Annotated in this window: 16 protein-coding genes and 1 riboswitch; of the genes, 3 read left to right on the forward strand and 13 right to left on the reverse strand. The window is 48.0% G+C overall.

Going from position 1 to position 17,378, the window contains the following annotated elements; genetic code table 11:
- Positions 1–34: 34 nt before the first annotated feature.
- From BM241_RS02825 to pdxS, 10 genes are all read right to left on the reverse strand, one after another.
- Positions 35–1,363 carry a DUF512 domain-containing protein gene (locus tag BM241_RS02825; RefSeq protein WP_340147902.1) on the reverse strand — a complete coding sequence of 443 codons (1,329 nt, stop codon included), beginning with the start codon at positions 1,361–1,363 and terminating at the stop codon, positions 35–37.
- 90 nt (positions 1,364–1,453) lie between these two features.
- A complete protein-coding gene (locus tag BM241_RS02830) occupies positions 1,454–1,930 on the reverse strand; it encodes a DUF3189 family protein (protein WP_177206073.1) in 477 nt (158 codons plus the stop codon).
- A gap of 5 nt (positions 1,931–1,935) precedes the next feature.
- Positions 1,936–2,415 carry a DUF3189 family protein gene (locus BM241_RS02835; RefSeq protein WP_025747188.1) on the reverse strand — a complete coding sequence of 160 codons (480 nt, stop codon included), beginning with the start codon at positions 2,413–2,415 and terminating at the stop codon, positions 1,936–1,938.
- 211 nt (positions 2,416–2,626) lie between these two features.
- Positions 2,627–3,760 (reverse strand): stage II sporulation protein P, encoded by a 1,134-nt coding sequence (spoIIP, locus tag BM241_RS02840; protein ID WP_177206074.1) that lies wholly within the window; start codon positions 3,758–3,760, stop codon positions 2,627–2,629.
- A complete protein-coding gene (locus tag BM241_RS02845; RefSeq protein WP_025747190.1) occupies positions 3,753–4,445 on the reverse strand; it encodes a DUF1614 domain-containing protein in 693 nt (230 codons plus the stop codon). The genes spoIIP and BM241_RS02845 overlap by 8 nt, the downstream gene beginning before the upstream one ends.
- 149 nt (positions 4,446–4,594) lie before the next feature.
- Positions 4,595–4,656, reverse strand: a riboswitch (Fluoride riboswitch).
- A gap of 55 nt (positions 4,657–4,711) precedes the next feature.
- Complete coding sequence (locus tag BM241_RS02850) at positions 4,712–5,254, reverse strand: pyruvate kinase alpha/beta domain-containing protein (RefSeq protein WP_025747191.1); 543 nt, start codon at positions 5,252–5,254, stop codon at positions 4,712–4,714.
- Positions 5,255–5,359: 105 nt separating this feature from the next.
- Complete coding sequence (locus BM241_RS02855; RefSeq protein ID WP_092281988.1) at positions 5,360–6,097, reverse strand: RluA family pseudouridine synthase; 738 nt, start codon at positions 6,095–6,097, stop codon at positions 5,360–5,362.
- Between the two features lie 124 nt (positions 6,098–6,221).
- Complete coding sequence (locus BM241_RS02860; RefSeq protein WP_035146070.1) at positions 6,222–6,629, reverse strand: secondary thiamine-phosphate synthase enzyme YjbQ; 408 nt, start codon at positions 6,627–6,629, stop codon at positions 6,222–6,224.
- A 330-nt stretch (positions 6,630–6,959) separates the two neighbouring features.
- Positions 6,960–8,033, reverse strand: a complete 1,074-nt coding sequence (locus tag BM241_RS02865; protein ID WP_025747194.1) for a bis-aminopropyl spermidine synthase family protein — start codon at positions 8,031–8,033, stop codon at positions 6,960–6,962.
- A 792-nt stretch (positions 8,034–8,825) separates the two neighbouring features.
- The gene (pdxS, locus tag BM241_RS02870) at positions 8,826–9,704 is read right to left on the reverse strand and encodes a pyridoxal 5'-phosphate synthase lyase subunit PdxS (protein ID WP_025747195.1); all 879 of its coding nucleotides are present in this window, start codon (positions 9,702–9,704) and stop codon (positions 8,826–8,828) included.
- A gap of 311 nt (positions 9,705–10,015) precedes the next feature.
- On the opposite strand from pdxS, the gene pdxR reads away from it, so the two are divergent.
- Positions 10,016–11,497 (forward strand): MocR-like pyridoxine biosynthesis transcription factor PdxR, encoded by a 1,482-nt coding sequence (gene pdxR / locus BM241_RS02875; protein WP_092281989.1) that lies wholly within the window; start codon positions 10,016–10,018, stop codon positions 11,495–11,497.
- Positions 11,498–11,612: 115 nt separating this feature from the next.
- On the opposite strand, the gene BM241_RS02880 is transcribed toward pdxR, so the two are convergent.
- Entirely contained in the window at positions 11,613–12,308 is a 696-nt protein-coding gene (locus tag BM241_RS02880) for a Crp/Fnr family transcriptional regulator (RefSeq protein WP_092281990.1), read from the reverse strand.
- A gap of 135 nt (positions 12,309–12,443) precedes the next feature.
- Between BM241_RS02880 and BM241_RS02885 the strand changes: the two genes are divergently transcribed.
- Both BM241_RS02885 and hcp read left to right on the forward strand, forming a co-directional pair.
- Positions 12,444–13,151, forward strand: coding sequence for an ATP-binding protein (locus BM241_RS02885; protein WP_025747198.1), 708 nt, complete (start codon positions 12,444–12,446; stop codon positions 13,149–13,151).
- A 229-nt stretch (positions 13,152–13,380) separates the two neighbouring features.
- Positions 13,381–15,027, forward strand: a complete 1,647-nt coding sequence (gene hcp / locus BM241_RS02890) for a hydroxylamine reductase (RefSeq protein WP_092281991.1) — start codon at positions 13,381–13,383, stop codon at positions 15,025–15,027.
- A 190-nt stretch (positions 15,028–15,217) separates the two neighbouring features.
- On the opposite strand, the gene BM241_RS02895 is transcribed toward hcp, so the two are convergent.
- The gene (locus BM241_RS02895) at positions 15,218–16,171 is read right to left on the reverse strand and encodes a DUF1861 family protein (protein WP_035146071.1); all 954 of its coding nucleotides are present in this window, start codon (positions 16,169–16,171) and stop codon (positions 15,218–15,220) included.
- Between the two features lie 282 nt (positions 16,172–16,453).
- Positions 16,454–17,344, reverse strand: a complete 891-nt coding sequence (locus tag BM241_RS02900; protein WP_025747200.1) for a beta-1,2-mannobiose phosphorylase — start codon at positions 17,342–17,344, stop codon at positions 16,454–16,456.
- Positions 17,345–17,378 lie beyond the last annotated feature (34 nt).

Raw genomic sequence — 17,378 nt, forward strand, 5'->3', positions numbered from 1 at the left:
CTCTCCATCACACCCCTCTTTCAACGGCATCTGTCTATCTTTGATATGCTATCTTTGATACGGTTTCAAGGAGCTCTCTGCCATCTACAGGAACCGGGATAACGGGAACACCCAGCGATGCGCTTAAGCTTTCCAGGGTGATATCGTCCAAAAACACATCTTCGCCTCTGCGGAGCATGGTAGAGGGTATGAGCAGTGCCTGTCCCAAATCTTTATCCTTAAGCTGGGCTATCATATCCCCTCCCGTTATCAGCCCTGCCACCGTAACGCTCTCGCCAAAAAAGCAGTTGACAACGGGATAAACATGCACAGTCACTCCCATGGCCTGCTGCACCCTGTCCATCAGCGCCCTTATGGTGGGATAGGCCGATACTCCTGTAGCCACCGAGATCTCCCTTACAGCCACTCTTCTGCCGCGATAATCATCGATGGCCTCATCGAATTCACGAACCAGCTTAGCTATCAATCCTACCCCGTTCTCGATCTGAGGAAAGTCCTCGTATTCCTCATAAGGAGGAAATTCTTTGCCGGCCAGGATATAGAACTCATCAGCCGCAAACACAAATGCGGTATCGCTTTCTTTACGGCATTTCCTCTGCCACTTTTCCACCTGCTCCAGAACCCGGGCGGCAGACTCCGCATCAAAGGACAGTATGTCCTCAAGCCCCTGACGGTATTTGGTCAGGCCAACGGGCACCACCGCCACCGACTTTACTATAGACCTCATGTTCCACAGGTCGGATAGCGTGCGCTCCAGCTCTGCACCATCGTTCCAGTTGCGGCACAGCACGATCTGACAGTGTATAGATATACCCGCCTTTTCAAACTCCTTCAAGATGTTGAGTACTTCTCCCGCTCGCTTGTTTCCCATCATCCGCTGGCGCAGCTGGGGGTTGGTGGTGTGCACCGAAACGTACAGAGGGCTTATATGCCTAGACGTTATTCGCTTTACATCCTTTTCGGTCAAGTTGGTAAGGGTTATATAGTTTCCCATCAAAAAGGATAGGCGCCAGTCATCATCCTTATAGTAAAGGGTGGAGCGCATGCCCCTGGGCAGCTGATCTATAAAACAAAATATGCAACGGTTACGACATGCCCGCTGCCTGTCCATGAGGGGCTGCTCAAAAGTCAGACCTAAGTCCTCGTCAAGGTCCTTTTCGATCTCCAGCTCCCATACCTGCCCGTCGCTCTTCTCTATAGTAATGTTTACCTCCTCGCTGCTCGTCCATTCCATATAATCCAGGATATCCTCTACCGCCCGCCCGTTGATGGCCACCAAAAAATCTCCCGGCTCTATACCCATCTCTTCAGCAATGCTGCCGGCCTCTACCCCTGCAATCCTGTGTTTTTTAATCAGCTCCAACCTCTCCCCATTTTAAAATTTATTAGCTGTTTATAGCACCTGCTACTAAATATGGTCACACTTCTATTATCATGCAAAATCGGCGTCAAGTCAATAACAATCGTTTCGTGCAGCAAGAGTCTGCTTGACCCTGGTCACCAAATCCACCAGAAGTGGATAGCTCCTCCTTATACCCCATATGGTCATAGGCCTGCCTATAAACGGAATGCCCAGCTTTCTGGATGTGACCCCGCCTATGGCGGTCATGGGATGAAGCTGCACCAGAGCGCTGACAAACAGCACTTCCCGCTGCGAAATACCACTGGCGTTGAGATAACTTTTAATGGCGGGTATGACCACGCTTTTCCCATCCTTCATCCCCACAACGTAAACATCCCATCCCAGGTCATCCCGTCCCATGTATATCGGCGTGCCTAGCTCTTTACTATCCATTTTATCATAAAAGGGTATGGCTTTAAACTCGGAAGTTTCGGGTATACGGTCATGGGGGAGATAATTCAAGTGGATGGAAGCGCATGTGATGGATGTATGAGCCCCTCCATAGCAGTGATAAAACAGGACTCCCACCCGTTTCACCTCTCTTTGTTACTTTGCCTGGCCTCCTTTAGCCTTTGCTTTTCCTCATTGACAGCTTTGGCCAGGCATCTGTATTTATGCCCAAACCAGTAATAAAACAGCTTTTCACAAAACCGGCTGTTGACGCCGTGTGCCAGCAAAAAGCCTATAACCCTGGGCAAAACCCCTTCTATCCTTCCCACATCAATATGATAGAGCTCCTCGTCCAGCTTAAATATTCTATTCATGTGCGTCTGGGCTCTCTGTATGACCGAAAAAAACCTTTTGCATCCAAGTGCATATATCTCCCTTAGCTCTTCATCCACTCCTACGTATATTAAATTCCCGTACTGTTCTCCGTATAAGCGGCACATCTCAAAATGTCCTTTTATGAGCTGATTGTTTGGAAGCCTGTCGCCCTTGTATACCCCTGCATGAAGTGCAGCCATCAAGTATGCTCCATAAGTTCCCCTGTAACCGCAGTATATGACTTTCAACTCCGGTTTCTCCTCTCTCAAAACTTTTAAATTAAAGCCTAAAATTATTGATTTTAAAGTCTATTTTGCTGCAAAATCAAAATTTAAACTCATAATGAAATTACGCAACCCCTATACACAAGACAACATCTGCACCATTGGGACAATGTAGACCTTTACAAAACACAAAACCGAGCTGCTGGACCTGCCAGCAACCCGGTTACCGGTACCATCATTCCCTCTTTTGCTGGTCATCATCCTTACCGGAATTCCCCGTAATCTTTGAAAACATCTCTCTCGGTCCACCGCTCAGTACCATAAATATCCCTGTTCCAAAGGCCAGAAACAGTACCAGCCACAGTATTCCCCTTCCACTACCGCGTTGAACTTCTTCATCTATAGGCCTCGGTCGGTAAGTCCCCTTGTCCTCGCCTTCTTGGGTCTTACCCTGTATGGTACCCCCGAACATGGCCTTGTCCACCACATCGGCCATATGCCGCGCCGACCTTTGCGCCGATTCCTTGCTGTTTTCGTGGGTACCAAACTCAAATATCAATGAGCGCGGGGAAAGCTCCTGATTGTATGCCCCTGCCCCTATATATATATCCTTTATAAGCCCGGGATATACTTTATCGGCCACTGCCTTGATCTTGTAAGCCAGCTCCTCGTTGGCCTTTCTGTTCTGATTCCTTGAGCCCACCACGATTCTAACCTTGGTCATGGGCTGTCCCGCCACTCTGGTAACGTAAATGCGGCCGGGTACGGCATCCCTGTGTATATCAAAGATAGCGGCAACCGGCGAATACTGCCTTATCAGGTTGATGGCCGTCTGCCTGGAACGCCTGTATGCCCCGGCATCATGGGGGTCGTGGGGTGTTTTGTCAAGTACCACGTTAATTCCTCTCTCTCGTAAGGCATCTCTGAAGGCCTCAGCCACATCAAAAATGCCTCCACCACCAGGTCGACTGTGGGTACCATCCGATGGCGCATAGGATTCATCGCTGTGCGTGCAGTACAGCAGTATATTCCCCCTCTTATCAACCTGTGGTGCCAGCGCATCCACCGAATCTACAAGCTCCTCTATTTCTGGGAGCTTAACGTCACCCATGTATTTGAGTACAGCTCTCTTTTTTTCTTTATCCACCGAAATGACGGAATAACGCTTGTTATCGCTGCTGATGTATTCATCCTTTACCAGTACTTCTCTGGCCATCATGGTCAGCTCTTTGCCCGCCTCATCAATCAGGGTATAGTACCCCGGCTCTTTTTCGAACCAGTCGTCGGCACATACATTGGGAGCGTAACAGCTCATGGCAATGGCAATCAAAAAGCACACAACTACAACCTTGCTCATTTTCCTACTCATTTCCATCACCTCCCGCATTTTCACCGCCTTCCCCGCCTTTTTTCATAAAAGAACCGTCCTGATAGACCATGGCTTTTTTGGCCGTTCCACCCTGTATTCGCTCGCGAAACTCTCCTACAACCTCTGCCAGTATCACCGCCAGCAAACCTGCAATTACCACAGCATCCACCGCTCCTGCACCGCCCAAACGAATTCTAGTTGGAATACCCCTCAACATGTTTTCAATCCACTGGGCCAAGTCTGCCAGAAGCACGCCCAGCACGCCAGCTATGAAAGAGGCCCTGCGTGAGCGTCCAAACAGATACCCAATAATTCCGGCGATGACACCATAGACATAATTGGGATCAATCATAATGGTCTCAGGCTCTGAAGGCATATAGCGCCCGGCAAGATATACTCCTAAAGCCGATAGCACAGCCGCTATAGCTGCTCTGGCTCTTTCCATTCCCGTACCGGCTTTGGCAAACAGATATATGACTAGGATAAGCGGAACAACAGCTCCGCCGATATTTATATAGAAATTCCTTCCCAGCGGTATGTCCGGGATGAGGCTGCCTACAAATATGGCTACCATAAACAGAACAGCCGTTTTATCGCTCAAGCGCATCCTATCCAGTATGCGCTGGCCAATGCCAAAGAGCACTAAAATGGTCGCTACTATAAGGAGCGTCAGTCCCAAAGGCATTGTACTCCACCTTTCCTTTAACTTTTATTTGTTTTCCATTTTATATTTCCCTGAGTACAAGCCTTATATTCTTTTATTGAAACACGTACAGCATTTATAAAGCTCACCTTTACCTCCAACAAAAAACTCCTACAAATAACATGAATTTGTTATTTGTAGGAGTTATCGGCACTTTCGCGCATTTACGGCGAACTCCATCGCCTGGCATTTAATTTTAACCATATTAATATAATCCACATTATCTAGCAAGGCAACAGCTACACAAATCAATAAGGCTTGCATATGATCTCATGTATCCTGGTCTCAAGAATGCTGCTGGCATGGGATGGTGTGAGTATCACTGCGGTATCAGCGCCCTCGCTGGTACCACCCACCGCGATTATAGGCTGGCCGTATGGGATCAGGCCCGCATCCAGAGCCATGACGGCTATTTCCACACATACTTTGACTCCCTGACCAAACATCCTAAGGGTGTGGGCCATTATCTCTACCGGATATGTACCGCCAAACTTCCTGCTCAATCCCCTTTCTGCACCGCTCAGCACATGGGTTGTGGTAAGGACCTTGAGGCCGGATGCTATGAGCTGCTGACGCACTTCGTCGGGCATCTCGTTTTTGCCCTTTTCGCTAAATCCGTTTACGTGCGTCACGCACACCACTTCTAAGTCCTTTGCATCCTTAAAGAAACTAGCGGTGTACCCCGAGCAGGATGCCACAACCATATGGCGTATTCCCCTCTCCCTGGCGGTTTTTAAGGCCAGCTCCACCGTCTTTTCGGTGTTGTGCTTGCCCTCGGTTTTAAAATACACTTTGCATCGCCCCCTTGCTCATTATCCACGCAAAACTTCATGCAATTCACACTTTTAAAGCTCTGCTAGCAACTTCCCCTGCTGCCCCCCGCTCTCCCCAATTTTTTAAACCAACCCGTCTGCACTGTTTTTTAAACTCTCCAGAATTTTGAACTGATTCCAGGGATAACAATCGGGTGGAAAGCTCTTGAACACCATGTCTTCCTTTAAAGTGGGGTGAACGAGTTTGATTGCCGTAGACCACAAAGCAAGCTGTTGCCCCGGTCTGTTTACTTCCTGGCCATACTTTTGGTCCCCATACAGCGGGAAACCCTCGAACGAAAACTGAGCCCTTATCTGATGTGGACGGCCGGTGATCAGATTTACCTTCACCAGGCTTAAAACCCCGGTGTTTTCAGCGGCATCCAGGCTCTCCAGCACCTCATACTCCAGTATAGCCTCTTTTGCACCTTCTCTAGGCCCTTCAAAGCAGCGCACCGTATTGGTGGCACTGTCCTTATAAAGATAATGCTGAAGCCTCCCCCTTTCCGGTGGCTTTCCCCGCACCACTGCAAGGTAGACCTTCCCAAAGATTCTTTCGCGCACCTGGTCGGATAACCTGGATGCGGCCTTGGAGGTCCTGGCAAACACCATAACTCCTCCCACCGGGCGATCCAGACGGTGAACCAGGCCCAGATAGACGTTACCCGGCTTGTTGTACTTCTCCTTTATGTACTGCTTCAGCACCGATAGAAGGTCGGCATCGCCGGTCGCATCTCCCTGCGTTAGCATATTCACCGGCTTTTCCACCACCAGAAGATGGTTGTCCTCATATAAAACCTTTACATCGCTATTAAGCTGCATTTTCACCCAATCCCTACTTTTTAATTTATAATTGTTCACCTAGCTTCCATACAGTTACATATTCCTAATTGTAACCATTGTTGGCTTGACACAGCACACCAATTATTCTACCTCATACAGCCAATTATTTTGCCTCTACACAGCTTATGTATACTCTCCTGCGCCTGGGGCCATCGAATTCGCAGAAATACACGCCCTGCCATGTACCCAGTACCGGCCTACCGTTTGAGATGATGATATGGCAGCTTGAACCCATGCAGGAAGCCTTTATGTGCGCATGGGAGTTCCCCTCAACATGCCTGTAATCCCCGTGTGGTGGGAAGGCCCTGTCCAATGCCTTTATAATATCATGCACCACGTCGGGATCGGCGTTTTCGTTGATGGTTATCCCGGCTGTGGTATGGGGACAGAACACCACCGCTATGCCGTTTTGAACACCGCTCTCCCTTATGGCCCGCTCCACCAGATGTGTTATGTCGACAAACTCTTCAGCTTTGCTGGTCGAGATGGAGTACTCAAACAGGTTACCCACTTTAGCACACCTCACACTTAAGATTTTATTGTAAAAAGTCTATTTTGCTGCTTAAAACAAAATCCGCAATTTTGAAGCAAAATCACTTTACTGTCTCATGTGCGCAATATGGACACTTCGCCAACAAAAGATATCACCACAACACTGACAAAACAGCACCAACAAAGCGTCGGCGCCGTGGTTCGCATCCAACTGTAACATCCATCAGCTTTATCTCTACCAACAAACAATTCTCCATTATCTCCTATTATTAGACTCTACCACTTTTTTTACCTTATTTCAATAGAAACAAAACCCCCCTTCAAAAGCAGGGGGGGTATTATTTTCGGCTTATTTATTGTCTGGCTTGTAAATCAACGCTTCCTCATCGATGTACAGCTCACAGGGCATGGGCTTATTCTCCCGCTTCTCAAACCCGCTCAATACCTCTATCCTATACATCGAAGACCTGTACCAGTTGAGCCGGGGTTTTACCTGTACAAATGCGTAGTCATCCCTTATGCTCCCCAGCAGGTAATCCCAGTTGACATAGTGGTTGAACTCGTGAATTATGTCGGTAATGGCTACGTTAAACTTATTCACCAGCATTTGCTGGAAAAGATTCCACTTTTTTAGAGAAGACTCGGTACGGGTCAATCCAAAGTATCCTGCACAGCCCTCACCGCGGAGCCCGGTAAGCCCTCTGGTCATGCACACATCGAGCGCCTCCAGAGTCTCCGGCGGATCGGTGTTGAATGTATCGAAACGCCCCACATACTGTTCGGGAAGCTTATCCCTGAAATCGTACTTTTCAGCCTTCACAGGCAGCCCCAATTCTCTGGCCTTTTTATTGATGTACTCAACCAATCTGTCGTCAATCTCCAGGACTACCACTTCTTCCGGTAATCCCGATAGCCCTGCAGCAATGCTGAGCAGGTCGTCATCCCCCAGCACCAGCAGCTTTTTCCCCTCCAGGTCTCCCCTCTCAGCGATCAGGGCTATCCTGCTCACAACCGTCCGCGTGGTCACATATCCCTGGTCATAGTCTAAAATGGCTTCGGGCCTATCAACAGTCACCTCATCAAATTTTTGGGCCAGTTCACTCAAAGCCTCTCTCCAAATCCCTCGGCCCTCACAGGTGGGACATGTATAATCCTTTTTGGCAAATATTCTATTATCGCTTAAAAACTTTTCCCCTTCCGGCGTTAAGATTATATCTCCTTGTTCGCCGATGTTTACCAAACCCCGGCTTCTCATAGCCTCTACTATCTCTGCAACCACGTTAAAGGGCTTCTGTGACGCACAAACTATCTCCCAGAAATGAGAGGTTCTAGCCAGTCCCGACATTACCTTTTCAACATCACGCACAGTGGTTTCAACCTGCGTCTTTTGATGGACCTGCTCCGCTATTTGTTGAACGTCCACGCAATCACCTCCTTTGGGATTTAAAAAGGACCCTGCTTAATACAAGGTCCAGTCTAAGTATCAAATTCCTATTGGACTTGATACCACAGCGTTAATCATTATACAAATTTCTTCTTAATAAGTCAAGAGAATACTGATAATTTGTATTGTATCACCTGGTAAGTCTTTTAAAGTTTCCTGCAAATCCATCCTTAATAGAGGTAATATTGTACTCTGATATGAGGTTCCTGATCAATCCTTTTTCCCTGGTGTTATTATTCCTTTCTTGACCATAAAAAGCATCCTCCTATGTATTTTTTATTCTAATAGAGGATGAAATTTTACAATAAAATATTTTACAACTATATCTTCAAAGTAATTACCAATTATTTCATTGTTATGACACAAAGCCCATCCTTTAGCTGAATTTGATATTGAATATAATTTTTCTTTGGACTTATTATCCTTTACAATATCTTATCTAATTCCTCTTCTTCGGTAGATGCCAGCGGAACAGCTATTGACTTAGAAAGCCCACTTTTAATCTTCCTTCAAAATTCCACCTCACTTTACCTCAATCTGCCAACAAATTGAAAAATTTGTAAGCTATTTTGCTGTTTGGATTAAGTGGCAAGTTCAATGTTTGAATTTTTATACGAATTCAGGACTTTTAAAAAGTTATACAGCCAACAGCAAATACATAAAAAATTCTCCTTTCTGGTTCAAATTATCCAGAAAGGAGAATTGATCCATAACTTTACTAATAATTAAATATGTTTTGTCAAGTACCATCATGGTAAAAAATAAAATAACTTACCAGCCTCTCTCCGCATACCTGTCCTTTTCGTCCAATTTATCGATCTCCAAACCGTACATGGGCTCGCCCAAATCCTCCGACACCTCTGCCAGCACCTTTGGATCGTTGTAGTGCTTGACCGCCTCGACTATCGCTCTGGCCATCTTCTCGGGGTTGGAGGATTTGAATATGCCCGACCCGACGAACACTCCATCGCATCCAAGCTGCATCATGAGGGCCGCATCAGCAGGGGTGGCTATCCCTCCCGCGGCAAAGTTGAGAACCGGAAGTCTCCCATGCTGGGCCACATACTCCACCAGGTGGTAGGGGGCCCCCATCTCCTTTGCTGCCACCATCAGCTCCTCGTCTGTCATACCCTGCAGGCTCCTTATCTCGGACATCATGGTCCTCACGTGGCGCACCGCCTCGACCACGTTGCCGGTACCGGCTTCACCTTTGGTCCTTATCATAGATGCCCCTTCGCCTATCCTCCTCAAAGCCTCGCCCAGATTTCGCGCACCGCACACAAAGGGCACCTTGAATGGCTTTTTATCGATGTGGTACCGGTCATCGGCCGGCGTCAAAACCTCGCTTTCGTCGATATAGTCGATGCCTATCGCTTCCAGTATCTGTGCTTCCACAAAATGGCCTATCCTCACCTTTGCCATAACGGGTATGGACACCGCCGCCTTTATCTCCTTAATCAGCTTGGGGTCAGACATCCGGGCTACACCACCATGTCGCCTTATGTCGGCCGGCACCCTCTCCAGAGCCATCACGGCAACCGCCCCGGCTTTCTCTGCAATGACAGCCTGCTCGGGCGTCACCACATCCATTATGACCCCGCCCTTTAACCTCTCGTTTAGCTCCTTGTTCTTCTCAAAGACCTGCTCCATAACAAATCCTCCTCCACACAATTTTTTATAGGCTAAATCAGTAAATTGTTGCGATACAATTGTTTTTATTGTATAATTGTATTGTTAGTGTTATTAAATCACAAAAATTGTTATGTTGTCAATACGCAGCGAGATAATTTTTGTAATTGTTAAAACTTGGTTTAATATAAAGCCACGGCAAAAAGTAGAGCAAACAAAGGATTTAAGCGACACAAGGTGGACTGTTAACTCAGTGCCTCCCGAACTAAAAGTTGGATACTAAAAAGGCATATAAAAGGTAAAGCTTTGAGTGTAGAAGGAGGTAACAACCTGTGGATAAGAAATTATCAATATATTTGGACGACAGCATTGATACGCCTTTGTACATCCAGCTTTTTCTGCAGCTCAAAAACCTGATTGTAGAAGGGGTTTTCCGGCCAAACGAGAAGCTTCCCCCCATCAGAAAGTTGGCGCAGCAGCTGAGGGTAAACACCATAACGGTGGTCAATGCATACAAAAGGCTTGAAAGCGAAGGGCTGGCCTACTCCATAGTGGGCAGCGGAACATATGTCGCTTCCTCCACCAGGCATGAGCAGCCATTACAGCCCCGGGATGAAACCGAACACTTGAGAATGATGGAAAAGGGGCAGATACAGGTCAAGGAGGATACTATAAACTTTGCAAGTACCACGCCTACTCCTGATCTGTTCCCCGTCGACAGCTTCAAGGCTCTCATCAACAGGGTTCTGGATCGGGATAAGGGCGAGGCTTTTGGGTATCAGCAGGTCCAGGGCTACCAGCCCTTGAGGCAGTCAATTTGCGATTATCTAAAAAACTTTTCCATAGACGTTCTGGTAGATGACATACAGGTGATCTCGGGAGCCCAGCAGGGAATAGACATCGTTTCAAAAGCCCTGATTGAGTACGGCGACTGCGTGTTCGTCGAAAGCCCCACTTACAGGGGCGCACTGGAGGCTTTCAAATCCAGGGGGGCCAAAATAGTCGAAATACCCATGCAGGAAGACGGCATAGACATCGAAACCCTGAAACGCAGCCTAGCCACATACAATCCCAAGTTCATATATATAATGCCTAACTTTCAGAACCCAACGGGGTATTCGTATTCGCACGAAAAAAAGCTGGAGATACTGAAAATAGCCCGTGAGCACAATACGTTTATCGTGGAGGACGATTTCCTCAGTGAATTGTCGTTCACCGGTGGCCATTCTCTACCCTTAAAATCGCTGGACAGGCGTCAGGTAGTGATATACATCAAGAGCTTCTCCAAAATATTCATGCCGGGGCTGAGGCTTGGTTTCATGGCTGTGCCCGAATCCTTGCGCGGCAGGGTTCTTGCAGCCAAGCATACGTCGGATATCTCGACCTCTGGGCTTATACAGCGGACGTTTGACCTGTATCTCAGAGAAAACATATGGATGGAGCATATAAACTACATGAAAGACAAGTACAAAAAGAGATATGAAATCTTTTTAGAGGCTGTAAGAAAGAGCTTCCCCAAAAGCGTGAGGTACAAAGCCCCGGGCGGAGGGCTACACATGTGGTTTGAACTGCCTCCAGGGTACAGCGACCAGGAGCTGTATGCCCGGTGCCTGAAAAGAGGAGTGCTCATAACACCCGGCTCCCTGTTTTACAGCGAAGGCGCCGACACAGGCCATTTCAGAATGAGCTTTGCGGCAGTACATTCGGAAAAAATAGAGACAGGGGTCAAGATAGTAGGAGAAGTCCTTCACGAATATTTGGGAGAAAGCACGGCTCCCGCCATACAAATCCAGGAGTACAGCCCATTCCTGTAAGCTGTGCATACTTCGTTTTCGAACCTGCACACCAGTTTATCCGAAAGTTCATTTGATATACAGCTGTACGGGCCTTAATCATTATGTTGTGGCTGCCGTCAAAAGCCAATAGAGGTCACTGTGCCATCCTCTTTAAAGCCTGAAGGTCCTTGATCCGCACCGAGGCTCGATGGAAGTCTATGATCCCTTCATCCCGCATGCTGCACATCTCCCTTGACAGGGAAGGCCGCGACACGTTCAGAAAATCTGCCAGCTCATTGCGATTCATGGGCAATATAAAGGTGGTCTCCCCTGTCTTTTTGTACTGTTCCAGCAAATATGTGCTTATCTTGCCCCGTATGCTCTTTATGGACAAATATTCCACTTTTCTGCTCAATGTAAGCGCCCGTTCAGACACCATCATGAGCATATTCTCGATGAGCTTCCTGTGCCAGGGGCACAGGTGTCTGCACTCCCCCACAATCTTCTGCCGGCTTATAAAAAGCGCCTTGCACGGCTGCTGCGCTTCAACGGTCACCGGCCACTGGGATTGCGAAGAAAAGGCCACGATTTCGCCAAACACATCCCCTGGCTTGAGCAGCACCATTATGACCCGCGTTCCGGCGATGTTTTCCTTGTAGGCTGCCGCCTCTCCCTCCAGCATGATCCCTATGCCTTGGAACTCTTCCCCGGCTACGGCCAAGTAATTCCCTTTACCATACTCCTTTATCTTTGGCTCAAGGCACTTCAGCATTGAAACAACTTCATCTTTATCAAAGCCTCTGAATAACTCGGCTCTGGAAAGCACTTCTACATATTTTTCAAACGCCATATGACCACCCTTTAATCTTTTTGTAACACCAGATACCGACACGCCGATTGTAATTATAATATAATAACCGCGGTAGGACAACAGAGTAGAAAACACCAACGCAATGAAAATTTTTGTAAAAGGAGGTAAAGATCTGTGATAAGGAAGATTGTAAAGATCGACCAGGAGAAGTGCAACGGCTGCGGCCTGTGCATAGATGCCTGTCACGAGGGCGCGCTGCAGCTCATAAACGGGAAAGCCACCCTTGTGTCGGAGTCGTACTGCGATGGGCTGGGGGCCTGCCTGCCGGAATGCCCCATGGGAGCCATCACCATCGAGGAGCGCGAGGCACAGCCCTTTGACGAGGAAGCGGTCAAGCAGCATATAATGCAAAAGATGGAAGGGACGCTGCCGTGTGGCTGCCCGGGCACACAGGTCAGGGCCATGGAAAGGCCTTCTGACATGTCGGCACAGCAGCAGGGTCAAGCACCAGTTGAGTCACAGCTGCGCCAGTGGCCATGCCAAATCAGGCTGGTACCGGCAAACGCGCCTTACTTCCGCAACGCCCATCTATTGGTGGCAGCCGATTGCACCGCATACGCATATGCCAGCATTCATCAGGACTTCATGCGCAACAAGATCACCATCATCGGGTGTCCCAAGCTGGATGATGTGGACTATTCAGATAAGCTGACCGACATCTTGAAATACAACGATATAAAGAGCATTACAGTTCTCAAGATGGAGGTTCCCTGTTGCAGCGGTTTGGCATATGCGGTGAGAGATGCTCTTATCAAGAGCGGGAAGATGATCCCATGGCGCGTGGTCACCATCTCGATAGACGGAAAGGCCATTGAAGACTGATTAAAACTGACAGGACAATGACCGATTAAAACTGGCATAGAATGACTATTGTAGATGATTTTGGAGACTGATTGAGACTGACAAGGCAATAACTGACTAAAACTAACATGGAACGACTACTGTAAACGATTTTAAGGAAGAGATTATAAAAGATAAATGCCGACACGGACTTTGAAAACAGAAACCGGTACTTTTATATGATAAATTTTCGAAGGGGGTTGATATGTTTATGAGCATGTTTTGCAATCAATGCCAGGAAGTAGCAAAGGGTACAGGATGCACGTTAAGAGGGGTGTGCGGTAAAACCGACGATGTGGCAAATCTGCAGGACCTTTTAATCTATGTGCTGAAGGGAATATCCGTCTATACCACAAAATTGAGAGAGGCAAGCATTAAGACGCCTGAAGCCGATAAATTCATCATTGAAAGCCTGTTCTCCTCCATTACAAACGTCAACTTCGACAAGAAATACTTTGTAGAGAAAATAACCCAGGCGCTTAGCCTCAGGGACCAGCTGAAAGAACAGGCGATGAATGCAGGCATAAAGCTGGACGAAAATCTCCACGATGCCGCTGTGTGGACAGGTAAAACTCTGGCCGACTTTGAGGCAAAAGCGATAACCGTGGGCCTGCTTGCCGAAGAAAACGAGGACATACGTTCCTTAAAGTCGCTGGTACTGTATGGTGTTAAGGGTATGGCAGCCTATGCATACCATGCTCGAGTCCTGGGATATGAGGATGATGAGGTGTACGGCTTCATGCAGAAGGCGCTGGCCGCGCTCCTTGACGACAGCCTAACGGCCGACGATCTGGTGGTACTGGCCATGGAAGCCGGCAAATACGGGGTTCAGGTTATGGCACTGCTGGATAAGGCCAACACATCCACCTACGGCAATCCCGAAATCACCAGAGTAAACATCGGCGTGAGAAACAATCCTGGCATTTTGGTAAGCGGCCATGACCTGAAGGACCTTGAGGAGCTGCTTAAGCAGACAGAAGGGACCGGCGTGGACGTGTATACCCACGGCGAGATGCTTCCCGCCCATTACTACCCGGCATTCAAGAAGTATGAACACTTCGTGGGCAACTACGGGAACGCCTGGTGGAAACAGGATAAAGAGTTTGAGAGCTTCAACGGGCCCATCCTGATGACCACTAACTGCTTGATACCGCCCAAGGATTCCTACAAGGACAGGCTGTACACCACCGGCGTAGTAGGCTATCCCGGAGTCAAGCACATTCCGGTTCGTGAGGACGGTACAAAAGACTTCTCCGAGATAATCGAGCATGCCAAGAGGTGTGCACCGCCTACCGAGATTGAGACCGGGGAAATTATAGGAGGATTTGCGCATAACACAGTGCTCAGCCTGGCCGACAAAGTAGTTGAAGCTGTAAAAGCAGGCAAGATTAAGAAATTCTTCGTGATGGCGGGATGCGACGGCAGGATGAAGAGCAGGGAATACTACACCGAATTCGCCAGAAAACTGCCGCACGATACCGTCATACTGACAGCGGGATGCGCAAAATACAGGTACAACAAACTTAACTTGGGAGACATAGACGGAATACCAAGGGTGCTGGATGCAGGACAGTGCAATGACTCCTATTCCCTGGCCATAATTGCCCTCAAGCTCAAAGAAGCCTTTGGCCTGGAGGACGTAAATGAGCTGCCCATAGCTTACAACATCGCATGGTATGAGCAGAAAGCGGTCATAGTGCTGCTTGCGCTGCTGTACCTGGGCGTGAAAAACATCCACCTGGGGCCAACATTGCCTGCATTCCTGTCGCCCAACGTCGCCAAGGTGCTGGTTGAAAAGTTCGGCATTGGCGGCATAACCAACGTGGACGATGATATAAAGATGTTTATGGGTGAATAAATTACAAAGTATACCTCAGAAAAATGAACAATTCAAAAAATAAAAAGTGCTGACCTATGGTCAGCACTTTTTCTATGTGAATACAAATCCTGTGATAACCCTTCCATCACACACAAAGAACCTTTTGATTGCGAATCCTGTATCTGCAGAAAACCTGTCTCTGCTGTCCACTGCCAGAACAACCCAAGCTTCAAGCCTCATATTCGCTAAACGGATCAGGTATCACCAGCCACTGGGCCGTTGCATCTGAAACGCCGGCATAAAGCACAGCAGTCCCATCCTCCTGGCGCACCAGGCCTCCGCTAAACACCACGTTGTATAAGTCATTTCGCTTTGCCGGAGAGGGCAAAAAGTCATCCCGACAAGCGATGATCTTCAAATACGAATGAGTCATGGATTCTGGATCAAAGGCAAACACCATCGCATAATAGTGACGGTTACCCGCCTCGTCAAACCGAGCGATATGGCCCAGCACGCCCAGCAGCCCGTTTTTCAGCACGTGCACTTCGTTTACTCCGCCCCACTCCTGTTCTATGAAATGGGAATGGTAAACAGTAGCCCTGTTGATGTTATCTTCATTCAGCTCATCCAGCGAGTTAAGAGTTATATATCCAATCTTCCCTCTGCCTCCTATTTCTCCCTGGGGGCGGGTAAACACCGCTATCTTACCATCTCTCAGTCCCACAACCCTTATATCCTTCATACCGTTGGGACCACGGGCAAACAGCTTCATATCGCTGAAACTCTTGCCTCTGAAAAACAGCGTTCTCCAGCATATGATCTGGTTCTCGTTCATGGGGTTGGTATCAATCTGTACCCCACCGAATATGATCTCATCCCCCACTCTTGTGAGAAAAGGATCCTGAAAGCGCAAAAACTCGGGCGCTACAGATGACTTCATCCACTTGCCGTTGCTTTCTACAAACAGCCACACCTTTGAGAGCTCATCATGCCTGTTTTCCACACGCCCTGCCATATACTTCCTCGATTCATGGACAAAGGGCGCAGTGATGTTGTATATATCCTTCCGGGTTTTGGTGGCAAACTTCACCATGCCAGCCTTAATGGGCCGGCGGCTTTTATCCTGCACATATTCCTGGTAAAGCTCTACAGAGGAACGGGCAGTTTTGGCAGGCTCAAACACCTAGAATATCACTCCTCTTCTTTTTTTATAAATCTTGTGACCTCCTCCCACCTCTAAAGGAGGTGGGCTTCCTCCTTCACGGAGGGTCTACCCCTCTCCAGAGGCTTAAGCTCGGGCCGGTCCAGCCCTACGGCATGATTAAGGCCCATGCCAAGCCTTATAGAGGGTATTATACACCAAAATTATACACCAAAAATTGAAAATTGCTAGAGCTCCCGCCTTTCATCCCACTCTTAAAAGAAGTGGGCTTTCTCGGCGGGAGATCGTAAACAGCGGTTATAATTAGAATTGGATATCCTTCATATCCAGTACCGCTACCCCTATGACGGTATCGGCACCACCATAATAAACGTAAATCACATCGTCTTTAACTGCATGACCACAGCTGAACACCACATTTGGAACATATCCATTTTTCTCCCACTCGAGTTCAGGTTCAAGTATCGGCTCCTTTTGCCTTGCCAATACCTTTGTGGGGTTGGAAAGGTCCAAAAGTGCAACCCCTAGCCTATATACCTTATACTCATCCACCCCATGGTATATCAAGAGCCAACCATCTTTGGTCTTAATGGGTGGCCCTGCTATGCCTATTTTAACGCAGTCCCAGTTACCATCGATGGGTTTCATGACCACTGTATGGTCATGCCAGGTCTTCAGGTCGTCCGAAAAAGCGACCCAGATATGGGGATATCTCCTATGCAGCATCACAAACTTTCCACCAATCTTTTCCGGGAACAAAGAGGCATCTTTGTTGGGTTCATCCAAAACCACGCCCTTTTTCTCCCAATCTATCAGATTTCGCGAAGTCGCAAGGCAGATCCTGAAGTCGTTTTCTGATCTCCCACCGTAACCGGTATACATCATGTAATAGACGCCATCTATTTTCACTACCCTGGGGTCCTCTACCCCTCTGAGCTCCTGCTCGGTATTGTTGGTCATCACCGGCTTATCCAACCTCATGAAGTTAATGCCATCTTTGCTGACGGCATACCCCAGCCTAGACACGTACTGGCCGAAGTTCGGGTGTGGTCCTACATCGCTGGCTCTGTAGAGCATATGGAAAAGCCCATTTTCATAAATGGCAGCAGCGTTAAAGACAGCCGCTCTCTCCCACTCATGTTCGGGTTTGGGCAACAGTATTGGTTGATCAGATAGCCTTCTGAGTTTTATCACCTATCTTCACTCTCCTTTTATACTTGATTTAGTG

The organism is Caldicoprobacter faecalis, from assembly GCF_900115765.1.
Taxonomy (GTDB): domain Bacteria; phylum Bacillota; class Clostridia; order Caldicoprobacterales; family Caldicoprobacteraceae; genus Caldicoprobacter; species Caldicoprobacter oshimai.